Raw genomic sequence first — 22783 nt, 5'->3', positions numbered from 1 at the left:
GCTTGTTTTTCCGACGAATCGAAAAAACAAACGGCCTTCCCGCAACGATTAAACCGTTACGATTTCAACTTTTTCCATTTTTTCGCCTTGGCGGAACGTGTCAACATGCTCCATGCCTTTAGCGACTTTGCCAAATACAGTGTGTCCGCCATCCAAATGCGGCTGTGGAGCATAGCCGATGTAGAATTGGCTTCCGCCTGTGTTGCGTCCAGCATGCGCCATTGCAAGCGTACCACGCTCATGCTTGTTCGGGTTAATCTCACAGTTGATTGTGTAGCCAGGTCCGCCAGTGCCGTTGCCTGTAGGGCAGCCGCCTTGAGCAACGAAGCCCGGAATTACGCGGTGGAAAGTCAAACCATTATAAAAACCATCGTTTGCAAGCTTCTCAAAGTTTGCAACTGTGTTAGGCGCATCTTGATCAAAAAGGTCAATAATAACCTCTGCTCCGTTTGCCATTGTAATTTTCGCTTGTTTTGCCATCTATTAAACATCTACCTTTCTATATCCGAATAAGACTACGTTACCAAATTTAACCCTTATTTCGCAAGGGCTGTTTTGCGAAGTCTTGCCGGAAGCAAGTCATTGCCGACAATATTGTCCAAAGATTCGCGCTGAACGACGAGATCAGACACGCCATCTTTGACAAATACGACGGCTGGACGGCGGAAACGGTTGTAGTTGCTCGCCATCGAATAATTATAAGCGCCCGTGCAAAATACTGCAAGCAGATCGCCGCTGTTTGCTTTCGGCAATTCCAGATCAATAATGAGCTTGTCGCCGCTTTCGCAAGCTTTGCCCGCTACGGTAACGGTCTCTTCGTTCGCTTCGTTCGCACGATTCGCAAGCATCGCTTCATAAACGGATTGATACAGCGCCGGACGCGGGTTATCCATCATGCCGCCGTCTACAGCGATATATTTGCGCACGCCTGGTATTTCTTTGCTCGTTCCAACGGTATAAAGCGTTGTGCCTGCATCGCCAACCATGCTGCGGCCTGGCTCAACCCAAATTTCAGGAAGCGGGAAATCCGCTGCCGTAAAGCTGGAAATAAGCGTATCCGTGATCGCTGCCACGTATTGAGCAACTGGAAGCGGGGAATCTCCGTCAACATAACGGATGCCGAAGCCTCCGCCAAGGTTGATAACCTGGAACGTCAAGCCAAGGTCTTGGCGAATTTCAATCGCAAACGCCGACATTTTCTCAACAGCCATCTGGAAGCCGTCTACTTCAAAAATTTGCGAGCCGATGTGGGAATGAACGCCAAGCACATCCAGATTGGACAGCTCCATCGCTTCTTTAATCGCCTGCTTAGCCGCGCCATTCGTCAAGTCGAAGCCGAACTTGGAATCCTGTTGGCCTGTGGAAATATAGTCATGCGTATGCGCCTCAACACCCGGCGTAATCCGCAGCAAAATTTTAACTGTCAAGCCTTTGTCCTTCGCCAGCGCATTAAGCACTTTAAGCTCAATAGAATTGTCTACTACGAAGCAGCCGATGCCTGCATCAAGCGCCATGTTGATTTCATCCGGCGATTTATTGTTGCCGTGAAAGTGGATGCGCGCTGCCGGGAAGCCCGCTTTCAGCGCCGTATGAAGCTCTCCGTCGGAAACGACGTCAAGTGACAGGTTTTCCTGCTCGGCAAGCGCACACATGGCCATTGTGCTGAATGCTTTGCTTGCATAGGCCACTTGGAATTGCAGGCCGGATTGTTGAAAAGCAGTCACATATTCATTCGCACGCTTACGCACAAGCGCCTCATCGACAATATATAGCGGCGTACCATATTCTTTCGCCAGCTCCGTTACATCGCAGCCACCGATTTCCAAATGCCCCTGGGCATTAACTTTGCTCGTTCCATGCAAGTACATTGTTATTATTCCTCCATACGTGAATAGATTCGATTTGCACCAATAGCAACAGTATATCGTAATCTACCCGCAAGCGTAATGGATAATTTAACATGTCATTTGCATTTTTTCCGATTTCACTCCGTTTTAGGCATTTTATCGAGCTGCTGCGGCCGCAGCAGATTGGGCCGCTTGCGATTTTGCAGCACGGGCGTCCGGAAAATAATACTCATCATCGCTCTGAAGTCGAACGGGATGAACGGCCACATGTAAGGGCGGTTGAATGAACGCTCCATGCACAAAAACAGCAAGATGACCGTCGTCCCGACAATAAAGCCAGGAACCTGGAGAGCAGCTACAAGCGTAATGAGCACAAGTCTGATAATCCGGTTCGCCAGGCCCAGCTCATAGCTCGGCGTCGCAAACATGCCAATAGCCGCAACCGACATGTACAAAATGACCTCGTTGACGAAAATGCCTGTCTTCACTGCAATATCCCCAATGAGAATAGCCGATACGAGCGACATCGCCGTTGCCAGCGAAGTTGGTGTATGCACCGAGGCGAGGCGCAGCAGATCGACGCCGACCTCTGCCAGCAAAAACTGCACGAGCAGCGGCAGCTTGCCGGTTTTTGAAGGTCCGAGAAATTCCAGCGCCTGCGGCTTTAGCTCAGGATGGATAACGAACAGCAGCCAGAGCGGCAGCAGAAAAAGCGAGGCGAATATGCCAATAAATCGTACCCAGCGCAGATAGGTACCGATAAACGGCGTCTGGCGATTTTCCTCGACATGCTGGATAAGATCGAAATACGTCGTCGGCAAAATCATGACGCTCGGCGACGTATCCACGAAGACGACAACTGCCCCTTCAAGCAAATGTGAGGCTACGACGTCTGGACGCTCAGAGTAACGCACAAGCGGGAATGGGCTCCAGCCCCGTTTAACGGTCGCCTCCTCCAGCTGCTTGTCGGCAAGCGGAAGGCCGTCAACCTTGACGATCGAAATTTTTTCCTTAATGGATTTAAGCAATTCCTTGTCTACCAGATCGTCAATGTAGGCGATACAGACATCCGTCTGCGTTCGCTCGCCGATCTGCACCAGCTCGTAACGAAGCTGCGGGTCGCGCAGTCTGCGCCGTACAAGCGATATATTCATCATCAACGTTTCGACGAAACCGTCACGGCTGCCCCTGACGGCCCGCTCCAGGCTCGGCTCGTCCGGCGAGCGGGCCGGGTAGTTTTTGGCGTCAATGAGCAGCGCCGTCGCTTCCTTGTCGATGAACAGCGCCGTTCCCCCAGAGAGAATGCCCGTCAGCAGCTTGTTCCAATCCTGCTCAGACCTAACTTGAGTCGCTGGCACATACATATCTAGAAAGGCATGCAGCGCATCGGATGACAAATCGTCCGGCTGCAAATAGGTCAGCCGCTTAAGCACTTCTGTTTGCAGCGTATCCTTTGCCAAACCGTTCATAAACACGAAGGCAACCCGCCGCTCGCCGAAGATCATTTCCCGAACGACAACATCGAAGCTGGTGCCGTAGCCAAGCTCATTTTTCAGCCGCTCCAGCACGTCATCCAAATCAGAAGGTATTCGTTCCTCTCGGCCATCCTGCCCTTGCTTGCTGCCCTGCCCTTTGCCTTGCGACTTCCTTCGTCCCAGCGTTTTAGAACGGGCATGCAGCGGCTGGCCGTGGCCATGCTGCCCTTCCTCCCTATTTTGCTGCTGGTCGCTTCTACTCTCCTCGCGTCGCTCCTGATGCTCCCCTCCAACAAGCTGCTTGGCGTGAATAAACTCCTTCACCTGCCGCCAGCCTCGTTTTCTTTTGCCGGATGAATGGATGTCCCTATCTGTATCCGTGCCCCGCTCATTTCCCAGCTTCATCATGTCAGGAATACTAGCGTGCTTGTAATCTTGTCCCGGTTCATTATGCTGCTCCTGATCCTTATCCATCTTCTTCCTTCACCTCACTCAGTTCTCCAGCATTGCCATCTTATTTCTCTGCCATTTTCCTACCATTGATACCAAAGCCAGTCCAGCAGCGATCCCAATGTTTTGCCAAGCACCATCGCCATCACAAGGCCAACTAAATAGTCCGACAAATGGATGCGTTTGGCGAGGATGGGGAAGACGTTCAGCACCTCCGTAAGCGCCGCCGCAAGCAAGCCGACGAAAATGCCGTTCAGCAGCCCGGCAGCCATTTGTGATGTAATGCCTGCAAGCGAAAGCTTCCAATCGAAAAAATCTGCGAATGTCCAATAGACCGCCCCGCTTATAACGGCCGTCTCAAACCAAATGGACAGGCTATAGGCATAAGCGATCTGCGCAAGCCGCGGAATAAGATCCAGCACCGTTAGCAGCGCCACCAGTCCGCTGCCTACTGCAAGTCCTCCCGATAAGCCCAGCATGACAATAAATGCATGAATCGGCCAATCAAGCATCGTCCTCACTCCGAGCGGTTTGGCGATCATTTTTTTTACGCATCTCGTCGGCGATGACGTAGGCGTTCACATTTTCCTGGTAGGTGAACAGCTCTACCTCAAGCGGATTCGGCTCTTCATTGAACCTTTTTCGGAACAGATGGTTGAAAAACAGCACCATGCCCAGCCCTATGCCGAAGGAATATGGAATTTGAAACCACAGCGGATGCTCGTTATGCTCTCCGGTAATCAGCTCGACGATCCGAATATGGACCTCCTTCATGCTGACGTCGGTATGGAAGTTCATAATTGCCAGACCCGCGCCAAAAAACAGCAGCAGCCACGAAAAAATAAGCAGCGGAATCCGCGGCTTGGGCGGCTTGTCCGCAATCATGACCAACACCTGCGGATCGCCATAGGCTTCAATAGACAAGCCTGGCTCAAGCTCCCGCAGCCGGCTGACGATTTGCAGCAAATCGATGACGACGCGGTTGCCGTCTGGCTTGCTGTGACGATATAGAACGAGCTGGCCCAAGCGGCGTTCCTGCTCTTCGGACTCGCCAAGCAGCCTCGCCGCCTGCCCGAGCGTCACTTCTTTCCCGGGGCGTATTCCAATCCGCTTGCGCAAGCGCAAATAGAGAGGCTGCCGCTGCATCGTATCCATCCGTCATCAGTCCTTTATCTGTACTTGGGTTCGTTTCCCTTTTAGTATGAGAAAAACAGGAATAAGATAGTCACGCTGCAGCAGGTAAAAACAAGAAAAAAAGATCAAACCGCCTACAAGGCGATTTGATCTTTGATGGACTGCAATATTTTTTTCTCCAGACGCGACACCTGTACTTGTGAAATGCCTAGACGACTCGCTACTTCTGATTGCGTCTTGTCCCGGTAATAACGCAAATACACGATGAGCCGTTCCCGCTCGCTAAGGCCTTCGATAGCCTCGGTAAGCGCAAGCTTGTCGAACCAGCGCTCCTGCGAATCATCGGCAATTTGATCCATCAGCGTAATGGGATCGCCGTCATTTTCAAATACCGTCTCATGAATCGAGGTTGGCGGCTTATTCGCTTCCTGCGCAAATACGACATCCTCCGGCGTAATGCCCAGCCGTTCCGCTACTTCACTAATAGTCGGCAGCCGTCCCAGCACCTTGGAAAGCTCGTCTTTCATTTTGCGCACCTTATTCGCCGTTTCCTTGAGCGAGCGGCTGACTTTAAGCGTACCGTCATCTCGCAAAAACCGCTGGATTTCACCGATAATCATCGGCACGGCATAGGTGGAAAATTTAACATCATAGGAAAGGTCGAATTTGTCAACCGATTTGAGCAGACCAATACAGCCGATCTGAAACAGATCGTCAGGCTCATAGCCCCGGTTGATGAAACGTTGAACTACTGACCATACCAAACGAATATTGCATCCTACAAGCGTGTCCCTTGCCAACGTGTCGCCAGACTGGCTTAACGCAATAAGCCGCTTTACTTCCGCATCATCCAAATACGGCTGAGCCGTTTGTTTCAACCCGGAATCCATGAGGTTCAACCCCTATGCGCTAGTTGTATAGCGCTTTTTTCGATTCAATTCGTTTCAGCATGCTGACGCGCGTACCGCCGCCAAGCTCGCTGACAACCTCGAATCGGTCCATAAAATTTTCCATGATCGTAAAACCCATGCCCGAGCGCTCAAGCTCCGGCTTGGAAGTGTAAAGCGGCTGGCGAGCCAAGTCCAAATCTTCAATACCGCGTCCATGGTCAATAACCGTCAAGGAGATCGTTTCTCCTTCAATATAACCCTCTATCGTCACTTTGCCGGCTGCGTCGCTATCATAGCCGTGAATAATCGCATTGGTTACCGCTTCCGAGATTGCTGTCTTTAAATCATTCAGCTCCCCAAGCGTCGGATCGAGCTGGGAGACGAAGGCTGACACCGCTACGCGGGCAAAAGCCTCGTTCTCTGAGCGGGCGCTGAAGGTTAATGTCATTTCATTGCTTCGCTTCACGATACCACCTCCAGACTTGAAATCGCCATCCGTTCATTATCATGAATTTCCAAAATTTTAAACAAGCCCGACATTTCAAAAAGCCGGTGAACGCTTGGACTAACGGCGCAGACAACCATTTTCCCGCCTCTTGCCTTCACCTGCTTATACCTGCCCAGAATGACGCCAAGCCCCGAGCTGTCCATGAATTGCAAATCCTTCAAGCTGAGAATGATGTGGTCGCTGCTTCCTCGTAAAATCGCATCCTCCATCTTGACCTTGACGACGTCGGCTGTATGATGATCCAGCTCTCCGCGCAGACGTACAATAAGCACATTGCGATAATGCTCCAGTTCAGCTTGCAAATTCATAATTGCTGTTCATCTCCTTTAAGCTGTGCATTTGGATAGAACTAGCATTTCTCCAGCGGGGCATGTGTTTCCTGCACGGCGACAAAACTAGAAGCAGAGCCCTAAGAGGTGACAAAATATGCAGCTTAAGCTCGCTATTTTCTGGCAAAACGCACGGAATGAATCCAGATTACCCTGTTCAATCCGATTTAATCCGGTTTAAGCGAACAATCCGCCAAACGAGCGCTTCAGCATTTTCCACCAGCCAGCCCGTTCAATCGTCTGCGGCGCATCAACGGGGAATTCCTTCAGCAGCTTGTCTCCCTGATAGACGAGAAGCTTGCCGATCGGCGCACCAATCGCAACAGGCGCTTTAAGCGAGCCGTCGATTTTCAGCTCATAGCGGATATCGCTCGTGTTTGCCCCTTTTTTGAGCAGCACGCTGTATGCATGGGGAGCGACCAGCTCAAGCTCGGACACCACGCCCTTCTCCACATGCACCTTGCCCATGGCATCGCCCTCTTTAAAAATCGGATGCGTCATATATTGGGCAAACGCATAATCAAACATTTGCGACACTTCCGTATTGCGTGTCTTCGTATTCGGCTCGCCCATTACGACTGCAATGATGCGAAGCCCATCCCGTCTTGCCGTGGCCGACAAGCAAAACTTAGCTTCATTCGTAAATCCGGTTTTCAGGCCGTCTGCACCGCTATAGAACCGCACAAGCTTATTTGTGTTGACGAGCCAGAATGGCTTCTCTGACGTTTTACGCAAATAATCCTGATACATTCCCGTGTATTTCGTAATATTCGTATGCTTGAGCAGCTCACGCGACATAACCGCAATGTCATGGGCCGACGAATAATGATCCTTTGAAGGCAAGCCGTTGCAATTGGCAAAATGGGTTTCCTTCAGCCCGAGCTGCTTCGCTTTCTCATTCATCATCGCCACGAATTGCTCCTCGGTGCCTCCAAGCTTCTCTGCCATCGCAACAGAAGCATCATTGCCAGAGGCTAGAGCAATTCCTTTAATCATGTCGTCAACGGTCATTTCCTCGCCGGGCTCCAGAAAAATTTGCGAGCCGCCCATGGAAGACGCATATTCGCTCGTCTGCACCTTGTCGGTCAGCTTGAGCTTGCCGTCAGCCAGCGCCTCCATAATAAGCAGCATCGTCATAATTTTGGTGATGCTTGCCGGAGGCAGCTGATCATGGCTGTTTTTCTCGTAAATAATCGTTCCACTGTCCGCATCCATAAGAATGGCAGAACGGGCCGATGGCGCCAAATGAGGCTCCGCGCTTCCGGACTGCTCCGCTGCTGGCAGCGATGGGAAGAGCGGTGTCTCAGCCGCTTCTGCCGCGAATACAGCGGTTGGCAAAGAGACAGCTAGCGCAAGGATGCATAAGCACAGTTTATTCCGTAGTTTTTTCAAGAACAGATTCCCTCCTATGAAGCTGCGGCATGCCCGTACTCCGCAAAATGTTCGGTTCACGGGAATTCGCCGCAATTCGGCTATATTTAAATATAAGAATTTATAAGTTTTACACTTATAAATGGGCTTATATTTCACCCGCGAAACGGAAGCTTTGCCGCCAAAGGACGGCTTCAGCCGTTTACGCTTGTCTTCCACAGTGTCGCCTGTTTTTATGTAAATTATTCCAAAATGCTTATATTCGCAAAAAAAACCGCCCTCGCAGAAGCTTTAGCTTCCTGCAAGAACGGTTTTTGAATTTTTTATGTCATTACTTGCCAATTAAATCTAATTACCCCTTTTTATTGCGACAGTCGCCTTCGCTAAGCATCATTTGGCAGTTCTCAACATACGCTTCATGCCACTATCTCTGTTTATTTATGGCTGGAAACAGTACGTCGCTCTTCCTGCGCACGCACGATTAAAACGTCTAGCGATTGGCTTAGCCGCAGTACCTCTCGGTGAAGAAAAGTTTGTTTGATAAGCGCCGTCTCAACCATTTTATCGCGCAACTTCTCCATCTCCAAGAGCAATTGCTTGTCCATTTAACTCCACTCCATTTTTCTATAATTACGGACATTATACGACGATGGCGTTTTAAAATACTGTCACAATGAGTCGAGCCAATTGTTACAATTGTGTTACAAGTTTGCGGACAAAATAACACCAATTTCCAGCTTATTTAAACTACTTAAGCAGTAAACTGTTCTTTAAATGAGCGGAACCAAACCTTTTACAAGGTCTAAAAATTGAGATTTCACGCGCTCTGCCGTCTCCATAACCTCTTCGTGGTTAAGCGGCTGATCCAAAATCCCCGCAGCCATATTCGTAATACAAGAAATGCCAAGAACTTCAATTCCCGCATGTCTTGCGGTTATCACTTCCGCAACGGTCGACATTCCGACAGCATCTGCCCCCAAAACGCGCAGCATGCGAATTTCCGCAGGCGTTTCATACGTCGGTCCGAGCAGTCCAGCGTATACTCCCTCAGCTAGTGCAAGCCCTTGGCTTGCCGCAAGTTCACGGGCAATACCGCGCAGTCGTTTGCTGTAAGCCTCCGACATATCAGGGAAACGAACGCCCAGCTCGTTATCATTTGGGCCAATCAGCGGGTTTTTGCCTGTCATGTTCAGGTGGTCAGAAATCAGCATCAGGTTGCCGGATTCAAACGCAAGGTTGACGCCGCCAGCCGCATTCGTCACAAGCAGCGTTGATACGCCAAGTGCCTTCATTACGCGTACCGGAAATGCCGTCAGCTCTGGGCCGTAGCCTTCATACATATGAAAGCGGCCGCGCATCAATAGTACTGGCCGGCCGGACAAGGTGCCAATGAGAAGCTCTCCTGCATGGCCTTCCACTGTGGACACCGGGAAATGCGGAATATCGTGGTACGCAATCGTCACTGGATTTTCCAAATGATCGCCTAAAACACCAAGACCGGAGCCCATAATCAGGCCAACCTCTGGCAACAAGTCCGTACGTCCGGCAATGTAGGATGCCGCTTCTTTAATTTGTGCTGCTGTAATTACGCTCATAGTTATAGCCTCCAAGTCGTTCGTTCATTCATTCTTTAGTTGATTTAATTGATTTAATTGATTTAATTGAATCAATTAAGCTTCAAGCAATTCGAGAAAGCTTGTGCCGTTTGGCGGAGCCTTTACATTGAAGTTGTCAGCAATCGTCGCTCCTAAATCGGAGAAGGTTGCTCGCGACGCTAGCTGTCCAGGCTGCTTGAATGCTGGGCTATAAAGCAGCAGCGGCACATATTCCCGCGTATGGTCCGTACCCGGATGAACGGGATCATTGCCGTGATCTGCGGTAATGACTAGCAAATCGCGCGGTCCAATCGTTTGCGTAAGCTCAGGCAAAGCGCGGTCAAACTCTTCTAGTGCGGCGGCGTAGCCTTCTGGGTCTCTGCGATGTCCGTACAAGGAATCAAAATCAACGAGATTCGTAAACAGCAAGCCCTTAAAAGGCTCCTTCAAAGCAGCTATCGTACGGGCGATGCCATCAGCGTTGCTCTTCGTGGGCGTAGAAGCATTAATGCCCTCTCCATCAAAAATATCATTGATTTTCCCGATGGAAATCGTGTCGAGTCCGCCATCTTGCAGGGCATTAAGCACCGTAGGCTCCGGCGGCTTGACTGCATAATCATGGCGATTAGGCGTACGCTTGAACGCGCCCGGCTCCCCTTCATAGGGTCTGGCGATAACCCGCCCTACCGTATATCGCTCATCCATCGTCAGCTCACGCGCAATTTCGCAAGCGCGGTATAGTTCGTCTAGCGGGATGATGCCTTCATGCGCTGCAATTTGAAAAACACTGTCAGCAGAAGTGTAGACGATCCATGCTCCCGTCTCCATTTGCTCAGCGCCCAGCTCGTCCAAAATTTCCGTACCGCTTGCCGGCTTATTGCCGATGACCTTGCGTCCTGTGCGCTCCTCGAATAAAGCGATCAGCTCATCCGGGAACCCGCCTGGAAACGTCTGAAAAGGGACCGTCAGCTTCAGCCCCATCAGCTCCCAATGCCCGGTCATCGTATCTTTGCCAACCGATACCTCCTGCATTTTTCCATAGTAAGCGCCAGACTGTCCCTCTGCCGGCTTCCAATCGCCGAGCGGCGCAATACGGTCAAGGCCAAGCTGGCGCAAATTTGGCAGGCTTGTCCCCTTTACTCTTTCTACGATATGCCCAAGCGTATGCGAGCCAACGTCGCCGAACGCCTCCGCATCCGGCTGTTCGCCAATTCCAACGCTGTCGAGCACAATAACGGCAATACGATCAAATTTACTCATGTAGTCCCAACCTTTCTGGTAGTATATCTGGTGAAGAACAATGTGCTTATGTGAAAGGTTTGACTTTCCACCAACATTCGGTGCGCATCCGCACTGCCTGACCTAGTCTTAAGCAGCCGCTGACTTTGCTATCTTTCAAGCGCGTGGATGCGCGCTGTTGTATACATCTTTCATTTTCACCTTTGTCAGTTTGGAGTATTTCTGGGTTGTAGCAACATCGGCGTGGCCAAGCAGCGCTTGTACGGTACGCACATCAGCGCCGTTTTCGAGCAAATGGGCAGCGAACGAATGGCGCAGCGTATGCGGCGTAATATCCGCTTCAATGCCGGCCTCTTTTGCATACTTTTTGACCGTCTTCCAGAAGCCCTGCCGCGTCATCCGCGTCCCCAAATGATTCAAAAAGAGCGCGTCCTCCTGCTTGCCGTGCCGCTGCAGCCCGACTCGCCCATGCTCCAAATAATCTTCCAGCGCTTCTGCAGCTTTTCTTCCAAATGGAACAATACGCTCCTTCCGGTTGCTGCCTACACACTGAATAAAGCCGAGCTGTTGGTTGACGCTTGGCACATCCAGCGAAATCAGCTCCGACACGCGCATGCCAGTCGCATACAGCAGCTCCAGCATCGCCTTGTCCCGCTTTCCTGCAGTCGTCACGCATTGCGGCGTATCCAGCAGCAGACTTGTATGCTCCATCGATAAAATTTGCGGCGGCTTCGTTTCCTGCTTCGGCGATTCAATATAGATGGAAGGGTCGCGATCAATGAAACCTTCAACCAGCAAATAATGAAAGAAAGCGCGTATCGACACGATGTGCCGCGATAAAGTAGACGGCTTGCGCCCATCCTCCTTTAATTGCAGCAAATAATGCGCCAAATGATGCTTTTGCACAGCCGATGCTGACTCGATATTCTGGCTTTCCATATAATCCAGTAGAAACAGCAAATCCCGCCCGTACGACTCCAATGTATTTTTCGACAAGGAGCGTTCCACGCTTAAAAAACGAATAAATGAGTTCACCAAAGATTTCATCCTGTTTCCTTTCATGCTTCCAGCCTTTGCACGCCATTAAAGCGTACTTCGGTATTTCCACACCAAGGATCATAAATCCTGCTTGGCGAGCTTTTTATCCTGCCCAGCTATTCGCCGTACCAATAGAAAAAGCGCAGCCTATCCGCTATATTACCATTATCCCACTCATATGTACTATGCCAAATGGCCTTAACGGCCTCGCCTTGCGGAACTTCATAAGGATTGCTTGGCGACACGACATCAACGAGCCAATCATAGCCGCCAGTGGCGACGATGAACAAACCGATGAACAGCAGCATAAATACGAAGCGGCTGAACCATTTGCGCGCAGACAATACCATTAGCCTCTCGCCCCTCTCTATATATGCGAGCAGGTTTGTCCCGCCCATTTTACCATATGATGAGAGAGGGGCTTATATGCTCAAGCAAGCAGTGTTTGAATCGGTGTAAATGGCAGTTCCAGTGCCGCCGCCACCTGCTCATAGGTTAATTTGCCGCTATGCGTATTGACGCCTTTCTGCAGAGGCTCGCTGAGCTTTATCGCCGCCAGCCCGTCATTTGCGAGCAGCAGCGCGTAAGGCATGGTGACATTCGTCAGCGCAAAGGTCGAGGTGCGCGGCACAGCACCCGGAATGTTCGCTACCGCATAATGGATGACGCCATGTTTGACGTAAACTGGGTCCTTATGCGTAGTAGCCCGGTCAACCGTTGCAATGGAGCCGCCCTGGTCAACGGCGACATCGACGATGACTGCGCCTTTTTTCATCGTTTTGACCATTTCCTCCGTCACCAGATGAGGCGCCTTCGCCCCCGGAATCAGCACAGCGCCAATAAGCAAATCCGCCTTCGCCACCGCCTCGGCAATATGATACGTGCTCGACATTACGGTCTGAATGCGGCCGCCAAATATATCATCCAAGTAACGCATTCGATCAAGACTGCGCTCAAGCAGCACGACGGTTGCTCCCATGCCAAGCGCAACCTTCGCGGCATTCGTACCGACGATGCCGCCCCCGATAATGACGACCTCCCCCGGTGCTACCCCAGGCACACCGCCCAGGAGGACACCTCTGCCGCCGTTAAACGCCTCCAGAAACTGGGCGCCAACTTGTACTGCCATACGTCCTGCAACCTCGCTCATTGGCGTCAGCAGCGGCAGACTGCCATTTTGAAGCTGAATCGTTTCATAGGCTATAGCAGTAACCTCGCTGTCCATTAAAGCTTTCGCCAGCTCCGGCGCAGCCGCAAGATGCAAATAGGTGAACAAAAGCTGCCCTTTGCGGAAAAATCCATATTCCTCTGGGAGAGGCTCCTTTACTTTCATAATCATTTCTGCGCGTTCCCATACTCCAGCAGCCGAGTCTACGATTACGGCACCCTCGCTTGCATAATCGCCGTCTTGAAAGCCGCTGCCATCTCCTGCCCCTGTCTGTACTAGCACTTGATGTCCCGCTGCTTTAAGCATGGTGACGCCTGCTGGCGTCAATGCTACCCGGTATTCACTCGTTTTTATTTCTTTGGGAACGCCAATGATCATGAAAAAACCTCCTAAAGAAAATAATGGGGATATAGCCATATTGTACGTCAAAGGCTTGTCCTAAGCGATACAATTTCCATCTGCTGCAAAAAATATGTACTTGGGGACGAATACCCAGTCCACACCTCGCCCTCCTCCATACACTACACAAGTAGTCTCATGTCTGCCTAATAAATGGAGGAGGAGCCCATCATGCCTCGATTAGATAACCTGATCGCTTCCTGTTCTGCCTATAAACCTTCTAAACATACAGAACGCCAGCTCATCAGCTTTACTACGCACAGCTCCTATAAACGCTGCTTGCGCCTGCTCGAATCGCGCGGCATTCATCCATTCAAAACGATGCCTGGCTGCAAAATGATCGGTTTTCTGCTTGACCGGCGCAGCTCGTGGAAACATATTATCCGGCATCCTGAGGTTAAGCTAATGGAGCGGGATGTTAAAATCCGCAAGCATGATACCGCTCCCCAAATGGCAACCCGCACCATAAAGCCAAATCTCCCCATTATAAAAACGACTGTAGACGCCAATAAGGTGCCTTGGAATATTAAAAGAGTACAGGCGCCGCTTGCTTGGAAGCGCACACTTGGCAGACCTGTCAAGCTTGCCATTATTGATACCGGCATTGCCAAGCATCCCGATCTGCGCATATCGGGCGGTGTCAATACGATGGGCGGCACAAGCTATTACGATGACAATGGCCATGGCACTCATGTTGCCGGCATTGCGGCAGGCAGAGGCTTAACAGGACTGTATGGCGTAGCTCCCAATATTAAGCTGTATGCCGTGAAGGCATTGGACCTTTACGGTTCAGGCTACGTGTCCGACATTGTAGATGCCATTGAATGGTGCATTCGCAACAAAATGAATGTCATTAATATGAGCTTTGGCATCGTCAGCGGCCAGCACAGCGATTTGCTGCGCCAAGCGATCAAGCGGGCAGCGAAGCAGGGCATCGTCATTACTGCCTCAGCTGGCAATGAGGGGCCAAATACGACGACGATCGACGAGCCAGCTTCCTTTCCGGAGACGATCGCTGTCGCTGCTACCAATCGGCTCAACCAGATCGCCGATTACAGCAATCGAGGAATGGGCATTGATGTTGCCGCGCCGGGAACAGAAATCATCTCTACTTGGCTGAATGGCAAATATGCCATCATGTCAGGAACGAGCATGTCGTCTCCCCATGTGGCTGGCGGTGCTGCTTTATTGCTGTCCGTAAGGCCAAAGCTAAGCTCCGCCCGTGTATCGACTGTTCTTCGCAAGTGGTCTGTACCGTTAAAAGGCTATTTGCCCACTGCGCAAGGCTCCGGCCTGCTGCGGCTCGGGCGCATTCGCAATGTAAGCTCCTGATCCAGCGGGCCACGCTATACTCCAACCCGAACGTCTTTCCTCATATGTAACGCCAAAACGGCTTCGCCGTCCAGAAACACTGGGCAGCAAAGCCGTTTATGATTCTTCTTTTTTCGCATTCGCATTCTTCTCATTGCATTTACGACAAATGCCCTGGAAGTCCAATCGATGGTCGAGAACCGAAAAACCATATTCCTCTTCCAATCGTTCCTCAAGTGGCAGCAGCCAATCGTCCTTAATCTCATCCATCGATCCGCATTGCACACAAATAAGATGATGATGATGGTGCTTGCTGCTGTCCGTTCTCAGATCGTATCTGGCAACCCCGTCGCCAAAATTAAGCTTCTCCACTACATGCATTTCGCTTAATAGCTCAAGTGTCCGATACACTGTTGCAAGGCCAATTTCTGGCGCCTTGTCCTTCACAAGCATGAACACATCTTCCGCGCTCAAGTGATCTTCCTCATTCTCAAGCAATACACGTACTGTTGCTTCACGCTGCGGGGTTAATTTGTAGCCCTGCGACTGCAACTGTTGTTTAATCTTATCAATCCGGGCTTCCATGATTTCCCCCCTACCACACATGTCTGCGCCAACATCAGAAAACGTTTGCTTTCATTATAGAGTCAAACCCTTGTGAAAGTCAAACATTTTGGCGTGGATTGGGCATCAGATTGCCGCGGCGGAAGCGTCTAAAATCGGTGCTGCCCAGCTCATTAACAGTGGAGAGACGTAAGCTTCAATCAAAGCGGCTCCGATTAAAACCATCAGCATCAGCATCGCTGTCGTCGTAAAGCTCAGCATTTGCGGGGCAAGTGTGCCGTTTTGCCGCATCAGCCTATTTTTCACCACATACAACGAAAAAGACAGCGCCGAAGCGCTCGCCATCAAAATGGCCGGCACAATAATTAAATTAGGCGGCGCAATCGAGACGAGCGAAAACAGCACGCCCTTCCATGAATATTGTGTAATGAGCGTACCGAGCGCAAAGCCGACAAGCACGCCTTTTAGAAAATCCATAGCCAGCACCAGCGGTATGCCGACAACGGTAATGCCAAGGAACCACAGCACCAGCAGCCATTTTCCATGAAAAAAAACGCGCTCCCAAAACGTAGCCGCGCTATCCGCAACCGCCCCGCCATGCATAAGCTGTACATACTGGCTCATATCCGAAGCCAAATCCTGCTGCTGCTCAAAGGTGAGCGCATTTACCATCAACCCGCCAAAAATGACGCCCACGACAAACAGCACGCCCACAAACACATACAGCGTCAGCTGGCTCCCTGCGGGCCCCTTCCCCATCCGCGAACGCATAGCCTTCCCCCTCTTGTCCCATGTGATAAAGTGTATGTTCCTTTAAGCACACCTATGACGGGAGAGAAGGAGCTTATACGCTTCCTCTTTCTAAATGGGCAGCTTGCCTGTCAGCAAATACAGCTTCCACACGTAGACGGCCATAATCGTCTTGGCATCACTGATGCGCCCTTCGGAGATATAGGCTTCTGCTTCCTCAAGCGTAATCGCCATCACTTCCAGAAACTCATCCTCATCCGTCTGCTGCTTGCCAGAAACGACCTGATCCGTGAAATAAACATACAGCTTCTCATCCGCAAAGCCCGGCGACGTATAAAAAGCGCTCACAAGCTGCAGCGTATCCGCTTTGTAGCCCGTCTCCTCTTCCAGCTCGCGCCTCGCCGCCTCGAGTGGATCCTCACCAGCATCCAGCTTGCCTGCCGGCAGCTCAATCTGAAATTTCTCCAGCGGCTTGCGGTATTGCTCAACGACGAGCAGCTTGCCATTTAATAGAGCGATGACAGCCGCAGCGCCCGGATGCTTGACGATTTCCCTAGTCGCCGTACTGCCATCCGGCAAGGCGACCGTATCTACCTGCAGCGAAATGATTTTGCCAGAAAAAATCGGTTCGGTATGGGTTGTTTCTTCTTTCCAGCGATTAATTTCCTCATTCATGAATGAATATTCCCCTTTGCGTGTAAGAATAAAGTAACGTGCATAACTTGTCCGATATCCGCATACCTATCCTTATCCAAATATTTTTGATAGTGAAGGAGCTTAGGTAACGATGAAAACCTATACAAGCGTCAGCCATCTTCGCCTTGTCGGCAAAGGATGGGAAATTCGCCATCAACTGCGCCTCATGTCCTGCAAGGCAGCAAGCGGAGCTTCTGAACCGTTAGCAAGCTTTTTGACGCGAACTAGCTCATAATAATGGGTTCTGAATCATAAAAGCGCCAGCAGACTGCCGCCTAAATACATGGAAAACAAGCGATACGCCCGGGAAAATGCTCTTTTCCTGACCTATCGCTTGTTTGGTTTCTCTACTGCTATGCTGCAGGGCCTATTAAGCTTTAGCTGCCTGCTTCATAATCTCAACGACCAATTCCGTCGTTTTGACTAGATCGGCTACTTTAATTTGTTCCTGCGTCGTATGAATATGCTCGTAGCCAACAGCCAAGTTAACCGTCGGCACGCCGAGTCCATTAAACACATTGGCATCGCTGCCGCCGCCGGAGTGGAAGGTTTTTGGCGTCAATCCGATCGCCTTAATCGCCGTTTGGGCAAGCTGCACAACAGCATCGCTCTCATCGTACGAATAAGACGGGTAAATGACCTCGCTGCTGAACACGCCTTTGGCGCCAAACTCCGCTGCTGCACTTTCTACCGCTTCACGCATAGCATCCAGCTGGGCATCCAGCTTATGCTGCACAATACTGCGTGCTTCCGCATTCAGCTTCACATAATCAACGACGATATTCGTAGCGCCGCCGCCTTCAAAAGAGCCAATATTCGCTGTCGTTTCCTTATCGATGCGGCCGAGCGGCATTCTTGCAATCGCTTTTCCTGCCACTTGGATCGCACTGATTCCCGCTTCCGGGTTAACGCCAGCATGAGCTGACTTGCCGTGAAACTCAATGGTGACTCTCGCCTGTGTTGGCGCAGCAACCGCAATTTCGCCTACTGAGCCATTTGAATCGAGCGCGTAGCCGAATTTCGCCTTCAGCTTGGACGCATCCAGCGCGCGAGCTCCGAGCAGTCCCGACTCCTCGCCTACGGTAATGACAAACTGGATAGGACCATGCGGAATCGATTGTTCCTTAAGCACACGAATCGCCTCAAACATCGCGGCAAGACCCGCTTTATCGTCCGCTCCAAGAATGGTAGTGCCATCGCTGCGTATGTACCCATCTGCATCAATTTGCGGCTTAATACCTACACCAGGCGTTACCGTATCCATATGGGAAGTAAAAAAGATAGTCGGAGCATTTTCCACACCGGATGCTTCCAGATAGGCAAATAGATTACCCGCGCCATGACCTGTTTTGGCTGCCGCATCATCCTCTTCCAGCGAAAGTCCCAGCTCTCCGAATTTTTTCTTAAGCTCAACGCTTATAAGCTGCTCATGCTTCGTTTCACTATCAATTTTCACCAATTGTACAAATTCATCTACTAACCGTTGCTCATTAATCATTAACGTTTCCTCCGTTCGTCATTTTCGACTATAATAGGGCTTATAGAAATGTTTAGAAAGGAGATCTGCCTTGTGAATCCTTCCAAGTATGTTCGAATTGTAGCCATCGTGGTTATTGCTGCCATGCTGTTATCCAGCTTGGTTGCCGGCATCGGCATGCTGTTCTCTTATTAGAACAGCATCCTGCGCAAAACCAAATACATCGCAGAAATGCGGCAGCAGCTGCTGCGCCGCTTCACTTACCGACAGCTCGCGGCCCGTCAGCGTATTAAATGAAGTGACGCCGAACTGTTCGATGCCGCACGGCACAATGCCGCTAAAGCCACTCTCCGCAATGCCCGCCTCTATATTTAGCGCAAATCCATGACTCGTCACAAATCCGCCGCGCTTTCGCGCCCGATTAAATTTCACACCGATAGCCGCAATTTTCTCATCCCCTACCCACACGCCGGTGTACTCGGGCTTCCTGCCTGATTCAATGCCATAATCCTTCAGCCAATTGATGATGACTTGTTCGACGTTGCGCAAATAAGCATGCAGATCGAGGCCGACCGCATCCAGATAAAGCAGCGGATAGCCGACAAGCTGGCCAGGCCCATGATACGTAATATCCCCACCGCGATCAATTTCAAATACAGAAATGCCCCGCTCTGCAAGCTCCTTCTCATCCAGCAGCAAATGCTCGGGATGGCGGTCTGAGCCAAGCGTATAGGTCGGCGGATGTTGAAGAAGGAGAAGCGTCTCCGGACGCTCCTCCTGATCAACTTGCTTCACCATCGATTTTTGCAGCTCCCATGCCTCCGCATAGCCAAGCATGGAAATATAACGGGCTTCAAGCGGTTTCTTCCCATAAGGTACATGAGTAGAGTCAGTCATAGCGGCGTCCCTCATTTCTAATACAATTTCGTATCGTTGTTGAAGCTCTCCAAATTCTCCTTCACCTTTTGCATAAAACGACCGCAAATAATGCCGTCCAAAATGCGGTGATCCAGCGACAAGCAGAGGTTTGCCATCGAGCGAATCGCGAGCATGTCATTAATGACAACCGGACGCTTCACAATCGATTCAAACGTCATAATGGCCGCTTGCGGATAGTTAATGATCGGATGCGTAATAATCGAGCCGAAGGAGCCCGTATTGTTAACGGTAAACGTACCGCCCTGCATGTCAGCCAGCGTTAAGCGCCCTTCGCGTCCACGGCGAGCCAAGTCGTCGATTTCTTTCGCAAGTCCCGCGATCGTTTTGTGATCGGCGTTTTTTATGACGGGAGTCGCAACCGATTCCTCGGTACCTACCGCAAGCGATATGTTAATGTCGCGCTTCACGATGATTTTATCGACCGCCCACATGGAGTTCATAATCGGGAATTCCTTGATCGCATTAACGACTGCTTTCAACACGAAAGCGAGATAGGTCAAATTAATGCCCTCGCGCTTCATAAATTCATCTTTCACCTTGTTGCGCAGCACGACGAGATTCGTAACATCAACCTCAATCATCATCCACCCATGCGGAATTTCGGTGACGCTCTGTTTCATATTACGTGCGATTGCGCCGCGAATCGGCGTAACCTCAATATAATCTTCGCCTCGTCCAGGCACCCCTGAAACGGGAGAATCATATTGCTGAATCGTTGGCAGGCGCGGCGTTTCGGTCAAATGCAAGCCAGTTGAACGAACTTGCTCAATACTTGGCTCCCGGCCGGTTTGCGGGCTGGCTTTGCTCACAGAACTGCCTGCCGCTCCGCCCGATTCGACGAAGGTAAGCACGTCTTTACGGGTAATACGACCGCCAAGACCAGTCCCCGGAACGTCGCTCAAACGAATATTATGCTCGGCTGCCAGCCTCTGAACAGCTGGAGAGAAGCGATTGCGCATCGACATATCTCCTTCCGCCTCCTGTGCACCGCCTTGCTGAGCTGTAGACAAGCCCGCGCCTTGCGCTGCTTCACTATAACCCGATGGCGCCCCGCCAGTAGCCTGCATTTCTGCTGCGCCTTCCGTTTCGATTAGGCATACCGGCGTCCCAACAGGAACCGTTTCACCGTTGCCAACCAAAATTTTAACCATCGTACCCGATACCGTAGAAGGCAGCTCCGCGCTAACCTTGTCCGTAATGAGCTCACAAATGGGCTCATACATGTCAATGTGGTCGCCAGGCTGCTTAAGCCACTTATCGATCGTTGCCGATACGAGCGATTCCGCCAGCTGCGGAATAACAATCTCCGTCACCGATTTCATCAATTATCCATCTCCCTAAAGGCTTGTGCTACGTGGACTGGCTTTCGTCCAAATTAACGCATTGCAGCGAAATAACTGCTTCGAGCAAGCATTAATACAAAGCCAAATTGCGCATAGCCTCTTTCACTTTTTCTTTATTCAGCAGGAAAAACTTCTCGCCAGGCGGATTAATAGGCATCGCCGGAGCGTCCGGTCCGCATAAACGCATAATAGGAGCGTCCAGCTCATATAACAGCTGCTCCGCAATAATAGCCGACACTTCGGCGCCAACGCCGCCCGTCTTATTATCCTCGTGAATGATTAACACTTTGCCTGTCTTGCGAACAGACTCCAAAATAGCCTCTTGATCAAGCGGCTGCAGCGTGCGCAAATCAAGTATATGAGTGCTGATGCCTTCCTGGGCAAGCTCCTGCGCTGCCTGTTCAACGAACAGCAGCGGCATGCTGTAGCTGATGACGGTAATATCGTCGCCTTCACGCAATACATTTGCTTTGCCAATCGGCACAATATAATCGTCATCTGGTACTTCGCCGGTAATCAGCTTGTAGCATTTTTTATTTTCAAAAAAGAGAACCGGGTCCGGGTCGCGTACAGCAGCCTTTAGCAGCCCTTTCGCATCGTAAGCCCGGTATGGCGCTACAATTTTCAAGCCAGGCGTCCCGAAAAATACCGATTCCGGACACTGGGAATGATACAGCCCGCCAAAAACCCCGCCGCCAATTGGGGCGCGAATAACGATCGGACAGCTCCAGTCATTGTTGGAGCGGTAACGAATTTTAGCCGCTTCGCTTATGATTTGATTCGTTGCGGGAAACATGAAGTCCGAATACTGCATTTCTGCAATTGGCTTCATCCCGTACATAGCTGCACCAATAGCTACACCGGCAATTGCCGATTCCGCTAGGGGCGTATCCATAACGCGCTGCTCTCCGAACTGGTCAATTAAACCTTTCGTCGTTGTAAAAACGCCGCCCTTGACGCCAACATCCTCGCCAAGCACGAACACGTCTTCATCGCGCTCTAGCTCTTCCTTCATGCCAAGCCTAATCGCTTCAATATATTCAATAACAGCCACTAAATGTCGCCTCCTTGCCCAGCATCTCCTGCATACACATGGTCAAGCACCGATTCCGGCGTTGGGAATGCTGCCTTGTCGCCGTATTCAGTCGCTTCGTCGATTTGCTTCTTAATGCCCGCAAGCAGCTCGGCATCCTTCTCCTCGGTAAGGAGTCCACAGTCGATCAAATACTGTCTATATTTTGGCAGTCCATCCTTCGCCCGGTTCTCATCGACCTCTTCCTTCGTCCGATAAGCAAGATCATTATCCGAAGTCGAATGCGGAGACAAGCGATAAACCATAGCCTCAATAAGCGTCGGCCCCTCGCCAGCAATCGCACGCTCGCGCGCCTCTTTCACGGTGCGGAACACTTCCAGCGCATCATTGCCATCAACTTGCACGCCAGGGAAGCCATAACCAAGCGCCCGATCCGCAACGCGGCCTGCAAGCTGCTTGTGAACGGGTACAGAGATTGCATATTGATTATTTTCACACATAAAAATGACCGGAAGCTTATGAACGCCTGCAAAATTGCAGCCTTCATGGAAATCGCCCTGATTGCTCGAGCCTTCTCCAAACGTTACGAAGCTTACGAGCTCCTGCTTCTTCATCTTTGCAGCGAGTGCAATGCCTACAGCATGCGGAACCTGGGTCGTTACAGGACTTGAGCCTGTGACAATACGCAGTCTTTTGCTGCCAAAATGCCCTGGCATCTGCCTGCCGCCGCTATTGGGATCTTCCGCTTTCGCAAACACGGACAGCATTAGCTCCTTCACCGTCATTCCGACGGACAATACAAAACCGTAATCCCGATAATAAGGCAAGTAATAATCGACTGTACGATCAAGAGCAAATGCCGCGGCTACCTGTGCCACCTCTTGACCCACACCCGATACGTGGAAGTTGATTTTTCCTGCCCGCTGCAGCAGCAAATTGCGCTCATCAAACTTGCGCGCCAGCTGCATCATGGCATACATTTCGACAGCCTGCTCATCCGTTAAGCCAACTGCGGCATGACGGGATTGCTGCTCAATTGAACCGGATTTCCCCATGAGAATTCGGCCTCCTTTAAAAATGCAAGAGTGTTTAAGCTACGCGCTTATACTCGGCTTCTATTTTACCGCGAAACGTGCTTTTGCCGCCAAAGTACGAGGGCAACCGTCTACGCCTGACTACAATTAAAACCAGGTACTAATACTTGATATTACCCATTATAACCTCTTT

Annotated in this window: 26 protein-coding genes; 3 read left to right on the top strand and 23 right to left on the bottom strand. The window is 50.8% G+C overall.

From position 1 onward, the window contains the following. Window positions 1–48: 48 nt before the first annotated feature. The 15 genes from AC50X8_RS15310 to ald all read right to left on the bottom strand — a co-directional run bounded on the left by AC50X8_RS15310 (window position 49) and on the right by ald (window position 13422). Complete coding sequence (locus AC50X8_RS15310; RefSeq protein ID WP_056028903.1) at window positions 49–480, bottom strand: peptidylprolyl isomerase; 432 nt, start codon at window positions 478–480, stop codon at window positions 49–51. 56 nt (window positions 481–536) lie between these two features. Beyond that, complete coding sequence (gene lysA, locus AC50X8_RS15305) at window positions 537–1868, bottom strand: diaminopimelate decarboxylase (RefSeq protein WP_056028905.1); 1332 nt, start codon at window positions 1866–1868, stop codon at window positions 537–539. Between the two features lie 116 nt (window positions 1869–1984). After that, on the bottom strand, window positions 1985–3796 hold the full coding sequence (locus tag AC50X8_RS15300) for a spore germination protein (protein ID WP_235533013.1): 1812 nt from the start codon (window positions 3794–3796) through the stop codon (window positions 1985–1987). 59 nt (window positions 3797–3855) lie between these two features. Then, entirely contained in the window at window positions 3856–4284 is a 429-nt protein-coding gene (locus tag AC50X8_RS15295) for a stage V sporulation protein AB (RefSeq protein WP_056028907.1), read from the bottom strand. Continuing rightward, the gene (locus AC50X8_RS15290) at window positions 4277–4927 is read right to left on the bottom strand and encodes a stage V sporulation protein AA (protein ID WP_155972713.1); all 651 of its coding nucleotides are present in this window, start codon (window positions 4925–4927) and stop codon (window positions 4277–4279) included. The genes AC50X8_RS15295 and AC50X8_RS15290 overlap by 8 nt, the downstream gene beginning before the upstream one ends. A 113-nt stretch (window positions 4928–5040) precedes the next feature. Next, window positions 5041–5796, bottom strand: a complete 756-nt coding sequence (sigF, locus tag AC50X8_RS15285; RefSeq protein ID WP_046231980.1) for an RNA polymerase sporulation sigma factor SigF — start codon at window positions 5794–5796, stop codon at window positions 5041–5043. 19 nt (window positions 5797–5815) lie between these two features. Further along, on the bottom strand, window positions 5816–6244 hold the full coding sequence (gene spoIIAB, locus AC50X8_RS15280; protein ID WP_056032668.1) for an anti-sigma F factor: 429 nt from the start codon (window positions 6242–6244) through the stop codon (window positions 5816–5818). Window positions 6245–6258: 14 nt separating this feature from the next. Next, the gene (spoIIAA, locus tag AC50X8_RS15275) at window positions 6259–6612 is read right to left on the bottom strand and encodes an anti-sigma F factor antagonist (protein ID WP_056028909.1); all 354 of its coding nucleotides are present in this window, start codon (window positions 6610–6612) and stop codon (window positions 6259–6261) included. Window positions 6613–6810: 198 nt separating this feature from the next. Next, the gene (locus tag AC50X8_RS15270; RefSeq protein ID WP_494880256.1) at window positions 6811–8025 is read right to left on the bottom strand and encodes a D-alanyl-D-alanine carboxypeptidase family protein; all 1215 of its coding nucleotides are present in this window, start codon (window positions 8023–8025) and stop codon (window positions 6811–6813) included. A gap of 413 nt (window positions 8026–8438) precedes the next feature. Further along, complete coding sequence (locus AC50X8_RS15265) at window positions 8439–8609, bottom strand: aspartyl-phosphate phosphatase Spo0E family protein (protein ID WP_081418563.1); 171 nt, start codon at window positions 8607–8609, stop codon at window positions 8439–8441. Between the two features lie 165 nt (window positions 8610–8774). After that, window positions 8775–9599: a purine-nucleoside phosphorylase gene (locus tag AC50X8_RS15260; protein ID WP_494858686.1), complete on the bottom strand. Its 825-nt coding sequence runs from the start codon at window positions 9597–9599 to the stop codon at window positions 8775–8777. Window positions 9600–9674: 75 nt separating this feature from the next. Next, a complete protein-coding gene (gene deoB / locus AC50X8_RS15255; RefSeq protein WP_494880255.1) occupies window positions 9675–10859 on the bottom strand; it encodes a phosphopentomutase in 1185 nt (394 codons plus the stop codon). Between the two features lie 135 nt (window positions 10860–10994). Then, a complete protein-coding gene (gene xerD / locus AC50X8_RS15250) occupies window positions 10995–11885 on the bottom strand; it encodes a site-specific tyrosine recombinase XerD (RefSeq protein ID WP_056028917.1) in 891 nt (296 codons plus the stop codon). 107 nt (window positions 11886–11992) lie between these two features. Beyond that, window positions 11993–12226 (bottom strand): DUF4227 family protein, encoded by a 234-nt coding sequence (locus AC50X8_RS15245; RefSeq protein WP_056028919.1) that lies wholly within the window; start codon window positions 12224–12226, stop codon window positions 11993–11995. Between the two features lie 80 nt (window positions 12227–12306). Further along, window positions 12307–13422 (bottom strand): alanine dehydrogenase, encoded by a 1116-nt coding sequence (gene ald, locus AC50X8_RS15240; RefSeq protein WP_056028921.1) that lies wholly within the window; start codon window positions 13420–13422, stop codon window positions 12307–12309. A gap of 192 nt (window positions 13423–13614) precedes the next feature. On the opposite strand from ald, the gene AC50X8_RS15235 reads away from it, so the two are divergent. Then, window positions 13615–14775, top strand: coding sequence for a S8 family peptidase (locus tag AC50X8_RS15235; protein ID WP_056028923.1), 1161 nt, complete (start codon window positions 13615–13617; stop codon window positions 14773–14775). 96 nt (window positions 14776–14871) lie between these two features. Here AC50X8_RS15235 and fur read toward each other — a convergent pair whose 3' ends face one another. From fur to AC50X8_RS15220, 3 genes are all read right to left on the bottom strand, one after another. Beyond that, complete coding sequence (fur, locus tag AC50X8_RS15230; protein ID WP_494858681.1) at window positions 14872–15339, bottom strand: ferric iron uptake transcriptional regulator; 468 nt, start codon at window positions 15337–15339, stop codon at window positions 14872–14874. 105 nt (window positions 15340–15444) lie between these two features. Next, window positions 15445–16089, bottom strand: a complete 645-nt coding sequence (gene spoIIM / locus AC50X8_RS15225; RefSeq protein ID WP_494858680.1) for a stage II sporulation protein M — start codon at window positions 16087–16089, stop codon at window positions 15445–15447. 90 nt (window positions 16090–16179) lie between these two features. Then, a complete protein-coding gene (locus AC50X8_RS15220; protein ID WP_056028929.1) occupies window positions 16180–16743 on the bottom strand; it encodes an NUDIX domain-containing protein in 564 nt (187 codons plus the stop codon). Window positions 16744–16855: 112 nt separating this feature from the next. Between AC50X8_RS15220 and mciZ the strand changes: the two genes are divergently transcribed. Next, window positions 16856–16999 carry a Z-ring formation inhibitor MciZ gene (gene mciZ, locus AC50X8_RS15215; RefSeq protein WP_081418565.1) on the top strand — a complete coding sequence of 48 codons (144 nt, stop codon included), beginning with the start codon at window positions 16856–16858 and terminating at the stop codon, window positions 16997–16999. A 135-nt stretch (window positions 17000–17134) separates the two neighbouring features. Here the strand turns inward: mciZ and AC50X8_RS15210 are convergent, their stop codons facing one another. Beyond that, the gene (locus tag AC50X8_RS15210) at window positions 17135–18262 is read right to left on the bottom strand and encodes a M20/M25/M40 family metallo-hydrolase (RefSeq protein WP_056028931.1); all 1128 of its coding nucleotides are present in this window, start codon (window positions 18260–18262) and stop codon (window positions 17135–17137) included. A gap of 48 nt (window positions 18263–18310) precedes the next feature. On the opposite strand from AC50X8_RS15210, the gene prli42 reads away from it, so the two are divergent. Beyond that, on the top strand, window positions 18311–18436 hold the full coding sequence (prli42, locus tag AC50X8_RS15205; RefSeq protein WP_150131586.1) for a stressosome-associated protein Prli42: 126 nt from the start codon (window positions 18311–18313) through the stop codon (window positions 18434–18436). Here the strand turns inward: prli42 and lipB are convergent. The 4 genes from lipB to AC50X8_RS15185 form a co-directional block, all read right to left on the bottom strand. Beyond that, complete coding sequence (gene lipB, locus AC50X8_RS15200; protein WP_056028933.1) at window positions 18392–19138, bottom strand: lipoyl(octanoyl) transferase LipB; 747 nt, start codon at window positions 19136–19138, stop codon at window positions 18392–18394. The genes prli42 and lipB overlap by 45 nt on opposite strands. 17 nt (window positions 19139–19155) lie before the next feature. Continuing rightward, on the bottom strand, window positions 19156–20502 hold the full coding sequence (locus AC50X8_RS15195; RefSeq protein WP_494858675.1) for a dihydrolipoamide acetyltransferase family protein: 1347 nt from the start codon (window positions 20500–20502) through the stop codon (window positions 19156–19158). 91 nt (window positions 20503–20593) lie between these two features. Then, window positions 20594–21577: an alpha-ketoacid dehydrogenase subunit beta gene (locus AC50X8_RS15190; RefSeq protein WP_056028937.1), complete on the bottom strand. Its 984-nt coding sequence runs from the start codon at window positions 21575–21577 to the stop codon at window positions 20594–20596. Then, window positions 21577–22611 carry a thiamine pyrophosphate-dependent dehydrogenase E1 component subunit alpha gene (locus AC50X8_RS15185; RefSeq protein ID WP_056028939.1) on the bottom strand — a complete coding sequence of 345 codons (1035 nt, stop codon included), beginning with the start codon at window positions 22609–22611 and terminating at the stop codon, window positions 21577–21579. Before AC50X8_RS15185 ends, AC50X8_RS15190 begins: the two co-directional genes overlap by 1 nt. Window positions 22612–22783: the final 172 nt, after the last annotated feature.

The organism is Paenibacillus sp. JT22N15, assembly GCF_059383755.1.
Note: the sequence above shows the minus strand (reverse complement) of the source record. Positions and strands in the feature narration are given on the sequence as shown.